The organism is Mesorhizobium carmichaelinearum (assembly GCF_900199455.1).
Lineage (GTDB): Bacteria > Pseudomonadota > Alphaproteobacteria > Rhizobiales > Rhizobiaceae > Mesorhizobium > Mesorhizobium carmichaelinearum.
In genome coordinates this window covers 1-993 of record NZ_FZQR01000129.1, presented here as the reverse complement: position 1 = coordinate 993, position 993 = coordinate 1, and the positions used below count along the sequence as shown (strand labels likewise).

At 58.2% G+C, this 993-nt stretch carries 1 pseudogene; it reads right to left on the bottom strand.

Annotated features, from left to right (window positions below):
* Window positions 1–278: 278 nt before the first annotated feature.
* Window positions 279–763: pseudogene (locus CKW40_RS42310) on the bottom strand (IS6 family transposase).
* Window positions 764–993 lie beyond the last annotated feature (230 nt).

Genomic DNA, 993 nt, shown 5'->3' with positions numbered 1-993 from the left:
GTCGAGTGAGGATGACGCATTGATGGCTTGTCCGTGGGAAACGCCAGACATCTTCCGCGAATGTTCTCAAACACGCTGATCGGCAAGGACGATCCCCCCAGGATACGTTCCGATCCACGAAGTCCAACGTCACATCTGAAGAAGCCTCGAGCGTCAAAGCAACATCGTCCTGCAACGGTGCCACATGACGCGATCGCGGATCGGTTTGGGGGGCGAACATTGACGGTTTTGTTGCAACGGGTGAATAGAGGGTGCAGAGAGGCCTGATGCGAGGTCAATCAGGCGGCGAGGATTTCGAACTGCTCGGCCAGGGACGGATTCGGATTGAAGGCATACCTCGCCTGTCGCTTGCGCATCATGTGAATCATTTCGATGCCGGAAAGGATGGCGGAGGCGGTGGCCGTCGATTTGAAGCCGAGCATCGGCCGGACTCGGCGCTTGATGCGCCGATGGTCCTGCTCGATCCGATTGTTCAAATACTGGCTCCGGCGGATGCGGATCGGCTTTAGCCGGCGCCGGGCGCGATCCTGGAAGCGATTTGTGGTGTCGCAGGAAACGATCGCCTCGTGGTTGGTCTGGCTCTCATCGATGACGACGCGATCCGGTCGGCCATGACGGTCCAGCGGTGGATGGTCGTGTGATCGACCCTGATGCCGCGCTCAGCCATCATCTTCTCAAGATCACGCAGGCTCAAATTGTAGGCCAGGTACCAGCGCACGCAAAGCAGGATCACGGACTGGTCGAACTGACGGCCTTTAAACATTGCAACCCTCCGAAAATGATCGGAGGCTCCTTGCCACAGCGCTGGTAATCAAAAGGTCGCAACAGAACCGCTTAACCTCGTGTCCGAAAAACCGGCAGCAGGCCGGACCTCGTATTCTGGATCACGAGCCGGCGAAAGGGCGCTCACCTGGGCCATCGGAAAACTTCCTGTCGGAATGGTTGGGCCCTGAAGCCCTTGATCCTCTCAGACAGGAGGCGACCGTTACCATC